At 39.0% G+C, this 9,094-nt stretch carries 11 protein-coding genes; all 11 read left to right on the forward strand.

Annotated features, from left to right (window positions below; all coding sequences use genetic code 11):
- The first annotated feature begins 3 nt into the window (after positions 1-3).
- The gene (locus JW794_10010; GenBank protein MBN2018444.1) at positions 4-579 is read left to right on the forward strand and encodes a hypothetical protein; all 576 of its coding nucleotides are present in this window, start codon (positions 4-6) and stop codon (positions 577-579) included.
- A 4-nt stretch (positions 580-583) separates the two neighbouring features.
- Positions 584-1,885 carry a thymidine phosphorylase gene (locus JW794_10015; protein MBN2018445.1) on the forward strand — a complete coding sequence of 434 codons (1,302 nt, stop codon included), beginning with the start codon at positions 584-586 and terminating at the stop codon, positions 1,883-1,885.
- 156 nt (positions 1,886-2,041) lie between these two features.
- A complete protein-coding gene (gene rpmF, locus JW794_10020) occupies positions 2,042-2,221 on the forward strand; it encodes a 50S ribosomal protein L32 (protein MBN2018446.1) in 180 nt (59 codons plus the stop codon).
- 4 nt (positions 2,222-2,225) lie between these two features.
- Entirely contained in the window at positions 2,226-3,236 is a 1,011-nt protein-coding gene (gene plsX / locus JW794_10025; protein ID MBN2018447.1) for a phosphate acyltransferase PlsX, read from the forward strand.
- Positions 3,233-4,225 carry a ketoacyl-ACP synthase III gene (locus tag JW794_10030; protein ID MBN2018448.1) on the forward strand — a complete coding sequence of 331 codons (993 nt, stop codon included), beginning with the start codon at positions 3,233-3,235 and terminating at the stop codon, positions 4,223-4,225. Before plsX ends, JW794_10030 begins: the two co-directional genes overlap by 4 nt.
- Positions 4,226-4,240: 15 nt before the next feature.
- Complete coding sequence (gene fabD, locus JW794_10035; protein MBN2018449.1) at positions 4,241-5,179, forward strand: ACP S-malonyltransferase; 939 nt, start codon at positions 4,241-4,243, stop codon at positions 5,177-5,179.
- A gap of 9 nt (positions 5,180-5,188) precedes the next feature.
- Positions 5,189-5,929 (forward strand): 3-oxoacyl-[acyl-carrier-protein] reductase, encoded by a 741-nt coding sequence (fabG, locus tag JW794_10040; protein ID MBN2018450.1) that lies wholly within the window; start codon positions 5,189-5,191, stop codon positions 5,927-5,929.
- Positions 5,930-5,957: 28 nt separating this feature from the next.
- A complete protein-coding gene (gene acpP, locus JW794_10045; GenBank protein MBN2018451.1) occupies positions 5,958-6,200 on the forward strand; it encodes an acyl carrier protein in 243 nt (80 codons plus the stop codon).
- A gap of 70 nt (positions 6,201-6,270) precedes the next feature.
- Positions 6,271-7,512, forward strand: a complete 1,242-nt coding sequence (gene fabF / locus JW794_10050; protein MBN2018452.1) for a beta-ketoacyl-ACP synthase II — start codon at positions 6,271-6,273, stop codon at positions 7,510-7,512.
- Positions 7,505-8,263, forward strand: a complete 759-nt coding sequence (gene rnc, locus JW794_10055; GenBank protein MBN2018453.1) for a ribonuclease III — start codon at positions 7,505-7,507, stop codon at positions 8,261-8,263. The genes fabF and rnc overlap by 8 nt, the downstream gene beginning before the upstream one ends.
- The coding region (locus tag JW794_10060) for a hypothetical protein (GenBank protein ID MBN2018454.1) at positions 8,260-9,094 on the forward strand (835 nt) is incomplete at its 3' end. The genes rnc and JW794_10060, both read left to right, overlap by 4 nt.

The following is a 9,094-nucleotide window of genomic DNA, read 5'->3' on the forward strand; positions in this document are numbered from 1 at the left end:
TCCATGAAAAAATTTGCTATAATACTTTGTGTAATACTTCTGAATGCCTGTGCAACGAAGATCGTTCCGATTCGAACGAACAATGTTACCATACAGGAAAACTATGCTGTAGTAACTCACAAAGATTATGATATCGCACTCGAGCCTGCAAGTTGGAACGATCCTCCTATGAATCTTGAGAACTATTTTATGGTTTTTTATGTGATCCTTCGAAATAAGACTAATTATCCTATGCAAGTTAATAAAAATGCCTTTGCTTTGATCGATTATAGGGGAGAACAGTATGCGCTTTTTGTTCCCCAGCAAGTGGTCAAGATCATGTATGGTGATAATCAATATTTTGATCTAAACTATTTCCTCAACTTCGATGAAGAAGATCACGAAAACCTTAAAGAGGAATATGAAACTCGACTGGATGGCATACGAAATATAATGCTGAAATCCTTTCAATTCGATCCGATACGTCCGCAAGCTCAGGAAAGCGGTTATCTTTTTTTTGAAAAATTGGAATATAAAAAGCAATCACAGTTCAGGATTTATTACAATGATGATGTAATGGAATTCCTTATGACAAAATAATAATATGAATCCATCACAAATCATTATTAAAAAACGAGATCATCTTCAACTCTCCCAAGAAGAGATTCGCTTTTTCATTAATTCGTACGTTCATGAAGAAATTCAGGATTACCAGATGTCTGCTATGCTTATGGCAATTCTTCTGAATGGTATGAACGATCAGGAAATATACTTGCTTTCAAAGGAATATATCGATTCAGGTGTAACATTGACTTTTCCTGAATCTGAAGGACGCTGTATTGATAAGCACAGTACGGGGGGAGTCGGGGATAAGCTTTCTCTCATGATCGCACCAATTGCCGCTGAATGCGATGTTATGGTTCCCATGATATCGGGCAGGGGATTAGGACATACTGGTGGTACACTTGATAAACTTGAATCCATACCAGGTTTTCAAACTCAAATTTCTCTTGAAAAATTCCAGGAAACAGTTCGTAAAAACAATTTTGCCATTATTGGACAATCTGACAGAATCGTTCCCGCTGACCGGAAAATCTATGCCCTACGCGATGTAACAGGAACGGTGGAAAGTATTCCCCTCATCACAGCAAGCATCATGAGCAAAAAAATTGCGTCCGGTATTGACGGACTTGTGATTGATCTCAAAGTTGGGAATGGAGCATTTATCGGAACAATTGAACATGCAACCCAACTCGCTGAATCCATGAGTAATATCGCACGCGAATTTAAAAAGAAAATTCGCATCAATTTCACTGATATGAATGCTCCTTTAGGAAAATATATCGGTAATTCATTTGAGGTTATCGAGGCAATCGAGTTTCTCAAGGGCAATATGGAACCGGATGTAAAAGAGGTAACATTCAGACTGGTCGCAGATATGATCATGCTGGCTGGAATTGTTCACGAATACAAAGAAGCTGAAATCATGATCGAACGTTCAATTAGCAATGGCAAAGCACTTGACCGTTTCAGAAAAGGGATTGAATTACAACACGGAAATCCATCAATAATAGATGATTATGCACTTTTTCCTCAACCAAAACATCACATTATGATCAAAGCTGCATCTGATGGATTTATTAGTGAAATGAACAGTAAGGCTATTGGATACGCACTCATCGAAGTTCATGCTGGAAGAAAGCATGTGAAAGAAAAAATCGATTATGCTGCTGGACTTAAGTTGTTAAAAAAAGTTGGAGATAAAGTAATACAAGGTGAACCAATAGCAGAACTTTATTATGATAACGGAGATGCAGCCCATGCAGCGGATGAGATTGCAAGAAGTTTCCAATATTCAAAGGATTCGGTAATAGTAAAAAGCAGATTACTTGGTACACATAATTAGGAAAATAGAAAACATATTTAATAGAAAACTGAACATTTTGATGTAATCTCTATTAAACTTGACACAAAATTCAAGCCCGAAAATTTCGTTTATTCAATAAAGAAAAAGTAGAAAAGATAGTTAATAACCGTTAGTTATAGCTATTCGGAGGTATACATGGCAGTGCCAAAACAAAAAAGGTCGAAATCAAAAGGCCGAAAGCGGAGAACGCATTATAAAGCAAAAGCTGAAACGCTGACGAAATGCAGCAATTGCGGAGAAACCATGCGTCCTCATTACGCATGTCCACACTGCGGATTTTACAGAGGAAAGAAAGTCATAACCGTTTCAGAATAAATATATGAGAATTGCAGTCGATGCATTCGGTAGCGATAAAGCTCCATACCCGGAAGTCGAAGGCGCAGTTTTAGCAATCAACAACAAGTGTTGTTCTAAAGTATTTCTGGTCGGGGAAAAAGAAACACTCACTTCAGCGCTTGAAAAATTCTATTATCCTAAAGAAGCAATAATTGTTGTAGATGCTCAAGAAGTAATCGATCCTTCTGAAAAACCGGTTGCTGAGCTTCGAAAAAAACCGAATTCATCTTTGATGAAAGCACTGAACCTTGTTAAAGAAGGGAAGGCAGATGCACTTGTCAGCGCAGGTTCTACCGGCGCGGTCATGGCAGCATCACTTCTGTATTTCGGCAGGATTAAGGGGGTTCTCAGACCAGCTCTTGCAATCTCACTTCCAACCGTTCAAGAACCGGAAATTTTACTCGATGTAGGAGCAAATGTTGATTGTACAGCAGAAAATCTTGTTCAGTTTGCAGAAATGGGAAGCATATATTCGGCATATTTTCAAAAAAAGAAAAATCCTCGTATTGCGCTTATTAATATTGGTGAGGAAAGCAAGAAGGGAAATGAGGTTACCATCGAAGCATACGCGCGACTGCAAAAACTCAAATCGATCAACTTCATCGGTAATATTGAAGGAAAGGACATTCTCAAAGGAAAAGCAGATGTCATCATCTCAGACGGATTTATTGGAAACATCATGCTTAAAACTGTTGAAGGGGTTGCATTCTCCATGTTTGAAATTCTCAAACAGGAATTTGAACATGATTGGATCGCAAAGATCGGTGCAATACTTTCTTATCCTGCATATAGATACTTAAAGAAAAAACTCGATTACACTGAATACGGCGGGGGATTTCTCCTTGGCGTAAACGACATCTCCATCATTGCTCACGGACGGTCCAATGCTAAAGCGATCTCCAATGCAATCAAGTTTGCTAGTTTCTCAAAAAAATCAAAATTTTTATCGCACATCAAAGAATATTATCAGCATAAGATGGAGAACCAAAATTGAGTGATATAAGAGTTAAGATAGACGAAATTGCCATGGCTGTTCCCGAGAAAATTCTTACCAATAAGGACCTCGAAAAGATCGTGGATACTTCTGATGAATGGATCCGCACTCGAACAGGTATGGTTGAACGTCATATTTCTGATGACGACACAGCAGCATCTGACATAGCATTTGAAGCTTGTGAGAAATTGTTCAGGAAATCATCACTCCGCCCACGAGATATTGATCTTATTATTGTCGGAACAGTCACACCTGATCATAGATTTCCATCTACTGCATGCATCTTACAAAGTAAACTTGGTATTCCTCATTGCCCAGCATTCGATATTTCCGCTGGTTGTACAGGATTTATATATACTCTCACGATAGCTAAACAATTTATTGAAAATGGTGTGGCAAACAATGCTCTTATTGTCGGTGTTGAGCTCCTGACAAAGATCACTAATTGGACTGACAGGGGAACCTGTGTACTTTTCGGTGATGGAGCTGGCGCAGCAATACTTACCAGAACACATAGGGGGGAAATCTCGGAAGTTATAGATACGTACATCTCTTCTGATGGGCGCTATGGTGATCTTTTAATTCAACAAGGCGGAGGATCTAGAAATCCGGCTTCTCATGATACTGTCGATCAAAATATGCATACTGTCTATATGGAAGGAAATAAAATATTTAAGATTGCTGTGAAATCTATGGGAGAAGCTGCTGTAAGAATTCTTGAAAGAAATGGATTTACTGGTGAGGATGTCGATTGGCTCATACCGCACCAGGCAAACCTTCGTATCATTGACGCTACAGCAAAAAGAATACACCTTCTTCCGCAGAAAGTAATAATTAATATTGAAAAATATGGTAATACATCAGCAGCAAGTATTCCCCTTGCTTTTGCAGAAGCTGTAGAGGATGGACGTATACGTCGCGGTGATCTAATTGTTCTTGATGCATTTGGAGCTGGTCTAACGTGGGGAAGCGTGCTTTTACGTTATTAATAACCAGAGGTTTTCATGAAGAAAAATAATATTGCATTTGTATTTCCCGGTCAAGGTGCTCAATATGTCGGTATGGCAAAAGAGTTCTTTGAACTTCCTGAATATAAACACTTTTTTGATGAAGCAAACGAGCGACTTGGTTTCGACCTTGTCCATATTATGTTTGAAGGTCCCGAAGACGAACTAAAAAAAACACATAATACCCAGCCTGCAATATTGCTGCATAGCGTTGTTGCATATAACTATTTCAAAGATCATATTGACTTGATCCCTGCATTTGTTGCAGGACATTCATTAGGAGAGTTCTCTGCATTGGTTGCAGCTGGAGCAATTGACTGGCTTGATGCTCTTTATCTTGTTCATAAACGTGGCGAATTCATGATCGAAGCAAGCAGGGGTATCCCTTTCAAAATGGCAGCAGTACTTGGACTCGATTCTGAAGTGATCATTGAATTTTGCGAACAAAATTCCGGTGTCGTGGTAGCAGCAAATTTCAACACACCTGTCCAAACAGTGATAAGTGGAGAAAGAAAGGCAGTAACAGAAGTTATGGAACAGTGCACAGAAGCTGGAGCGAAAAGAGTGGTCGAGCTTGTTGTCGGCGGCGCTTTCCATTCGCCACTCATCCATAAATCCTCAAAATGGCTGTATGATGAGATGAAAAATTGTAACTTTTCGGATGCAGTAATACCTGTCATTCCAAACTACACTGCCACTCCCGAAATTGATAAAGCTGAAATTATTGACAATTTAACACAACAAATTATATCTCCCGTCCAATGGGTTAAATCAGTTGAATATATGTGTAAAAAAGGTATTGACACCTTTGTTGAATTCGGTCCCGGTCGCATTGTAACAGGTATGATCAAAGCGATCGATAATGACACGATAAGATATAATATCAACACCCTTGAAGATGCAGAAAAAGTGGTGACAGCATTCAAAAACCTATAGGATACATTTATGAATCGATTTGATGGAAAAGTTGCACTCATAACTGGCAGTGCGCGAGGAATTGGGAAAACAATTGCACAGCTTTTTGCCCAGCAGGGAGCACATGTTGTTATCGCTGATATTCTTCAAGATGAAATTGATAAGATCGTATCCGAATTTACCTCTCAAGATTTGAAAGCAACTGGATTCACGTGTAATATAACAATCGAAGAAGAAGTTGAATTGATGATGAAAGAGATCGTTCAGCAATTCGGATCACTTGATATATTGATAAATAATGCAGGTATTACATCAGACACACTTCTTATTCGAATGAAAAAAGCAGACTGGGACAAAGTTATCAATGTAAATCTTACCGGTACGTTTGTTTGTACACAAAAGGCTGCTAAGTATATGATGAAGCAACGCTCCGGCAAGATCGTGAATCTCTCTTCAATTGTCGGATTTATTGGCAACTTTGGACAGGCAAACTATGCTGCAACAAAGGCTGGTATCATTGCTTTCACAAAATCTGCTGCCAAAGAGTTAGCTTCCCGTAACATCAATGTAAATGCTGTTGCGCCGGGTTATATTCAAACTGAAATGACAAGTGTTCTTTCTGAAGAAGTACAGCAAAAGTATCTTGAGAATATCCCTATGAAACGAGCAGGGACTCCTACTGATGTTGCTAAACTCGTGCTTTTCCTCAGCAGTGAAGATGCAGATTATATAACAGGACAAACGATAATAATAGATGGTGGAATGATATAAAAGAAACCTTACATTAAAGGAGAAAACAATGGACGAAAGCATCAAAGAAAAAGTCAAAGGAATCATCGCTACCCAGTTAGGTGCAACCGATGATGAAATCACAGAAACAGCACGCTTCATTGAAGATCTTGGTGCAGATTCTCTTGATACGGTCGAGTTAATCATGCAATTCGAAGAAGAATTCGATATTGAAATTCCGGACGAAGACGCAGAAAAGCTTACCACTGTTGGTACAGCGATGGAATATCTCGAGAAGAAATTAAACGAATAATCCATAACCCCACATACTGTTCTGCAGTGTGTGGGGTACATTCCATCTATTACAGAAAGGACATACATCCATGAAATTAAAAAGAGTCGTGGTCACCGGTCTTGGCACAATTAACCCCCTTGGCTTGAACGTTGAAGATACCTGGAATAATCTTTGCGAAGGTAAATCAGGTATTCGTCTTGTTACAGATTTTGATCTGGAAGATGTTGCTTCAAAGATTGCAGGGCAAGTAACTGGCTTTGATCCTCTCGATTACATTGATCACAAAGAAGCTAAGAGAATGGACCGTTATTGTCACTATGCTATAGCTTCTGCAACTCAAGCCATGGAAGATTCAGGGCTCGCAGGACAGATCAATCCTGACAAACTTGGTGTTATCTCCGGAACAGGTATTGGAGGAATTCAAACCTTCGAGAACCAGATGGAGGTTTTCCTGACCAAAGGTCCCAAACGTATCAGTCCTTTCTTTATTCCTATGATGATTGCCGATATAGCAGCGGGTAGAATTGCAATTAAATATGATGCGCGCTGTATTAATTTCAATGTTACTTCTGCCTGCGCGTCGAGTGCAAATGCAATTGGTGAAGCATATAGAGGAATCAAATTTGGTGCTGCAGATGCAGTGATAGCAGTTGGTTCAGAAGCTGCGGTAACCAAACTTACGTTATCCGGCTTTTCAATTATGCGTGCATTATCCACGAGGAATGATTCCCCAGAGACTGCAAGCAGACCGTTTGATAAAGAACGGGATGGTTTTGTTCTTGCCGAAGGTGCTGCAGCATTGATCCTCGAAGAATATGAACATGCAAAAGCCCGTGGTGCAACGATCTACGGAGAAATGGTCGGTTATGGCGCTACATGTGATGCTTATCATATTACTATGCCGGCACCAGGTGGAGAAGGTGGAGCACACTCAATGAGAAATGCTATTGAAGATGCTGGAATCAAACCAGAAGACATTCAATACATTAATGCTCATGGTACATCTACTCCTCTTAATGACAAAAGCGAAACACAAGCAATCAAAACTGTTTTTGGCAATTATGCTTATGACTTAAAAATAAACTCCAGCAAATCGATGCTTGGACATGGTCTTGGCGCAGCAGGTGCTCTTGAAGCAATTATTGTTGTTAAATCCATACTCGACCAAAAAGTTCACCCAACCACAAATCTTACGACCCCTGATCCTGAATGTGATCTAGATTATAATCCGGGAGGAACTATACCATTAAAAATAGATTATGCTCTTACTAATTCCTTTGGGTTCGGAGGTCACAACGCAACGTTGACTTTCAAGAGATATGATGAATGAATATGAGCAAATTGTTCTTCACCCGCAGACCGATCCACAAAAAATAGAGAAGTGGAGAAAATCACTCACTCTGCTGGAATCAAAACTTAACTATTTCTTTAAAGATAAAAACTTACTTGAAGCAGCACTCACCCATAAATCCATTTATGAACAGGAGACTGAACATTCAATTGCAGAAAGGTTGGAATTTCTCGGAGATTCGGTCCTTGAACTAGCCATCACTGAATATCTCTTTAAACTCTATCCAAATGAAAATGAGGGATTCCTGACCAAGAAACGCTCAAAGATCATCAGTAAAGTCTATCTCAACAAGAAGGCAACTGAGATCAGCCTATCCAAGTATATTCTTGTAAAAGAAGATGAGATCAAATTAACCCGACAGAAACGAACCTCACTTACAGCTGACACGATGGAGTCACTTTTTGGCGCTATTTTTATCGACAGCTCCTATCAGGAAGCTAAATATGTTATCCAGAATTTAATTCTTGCTAATTTTGATGAATTGATCGCGCATACTGACCTCCAGAACTATAAGAGCTTACTCCAAGAGTACAGTCATACTGAGTTTGGCGAGAATCCATCATATGATATCGTTAAAGAAGCCGGTCCAGAGCATCAAAAAAAATTCTATGCAAAGGTCGTAGTAGGGAAAAATTACTCCTCAAAGGGAAGCGGAAAATCAAAGAAAGCTGCAGAACAAAAAGCTGCACGTAATCTCCTAAAAAAACTAAAAACAAAGTTAAGTAAATGAATCTCATTGCTCTCATTCTTATCATCATATCAGCAGTTTTGGTTTATGTGTACTATATAAGCACAAATCCTCCTATATCGAAGAGTTTGCAATGGATACTCGGTATTCTACGATTCCTTTTCTTTGCAATTGTGATCATGCTGATATTCAATCCCACACTACACATTTCCCACTCGAAATCTGTATCTCCTACCACCATTGTTTTAGTTGATTCAAGCATAAGCATGAACCAGCAATTGAATGATGATCAATCAAAATCACAGGCAGCATCCAGACTTCTCAATGATGTTTCAACATTCCTTGACGAACATAATATTGCATTCCAAACAGTTTTTTTCAGTAACGGATTGACACAAGATTCGACTGTAACAGACATTTTTTTATCTCTTAAAGAACTTCGAGACGATCCTCAATTTTCCAACATCTCTGATGTGATTCTCATATCTGATGGTTTGCAAAGCAATAATGAATCATATGCTTATATTGATGAACTAACTTTTCCTGTTTTTCCCGTCATGCTTGGAAAACAAGGAGCAATAGTCGATGTCTCTCTTGATGAAGTGAGAGTGAATAATCCGCTTTACCTGAATACTGAAACGGAGCTTGCTTTTCGATTATCAGGAATTCCTGATTCTGCTGCTTTTGATCTTACAATTCGTGATGAACAGGGGAATGTGATGGAGAAAAAATCATTTTATACACAAGATCATAACAGAGAATTCTCTCTTGATTTCACGCCAACTTCTCTTGGATATCAAAAACTCATTGCAGATATCACGTTACAAGATAAACATGAAAATTCCACTGAAAACAATCAACGCGAATTCCTTA

The organism is Candidatus Cloacimonadota bacterium (genome assembly GCA_016932035.1).
Classification (GTDB): domain Bacteria; phylum Cloacimonadota; class Cloacimonadia; order JGIOTU-2; family JGIOTU-2; genus Celaenobacter.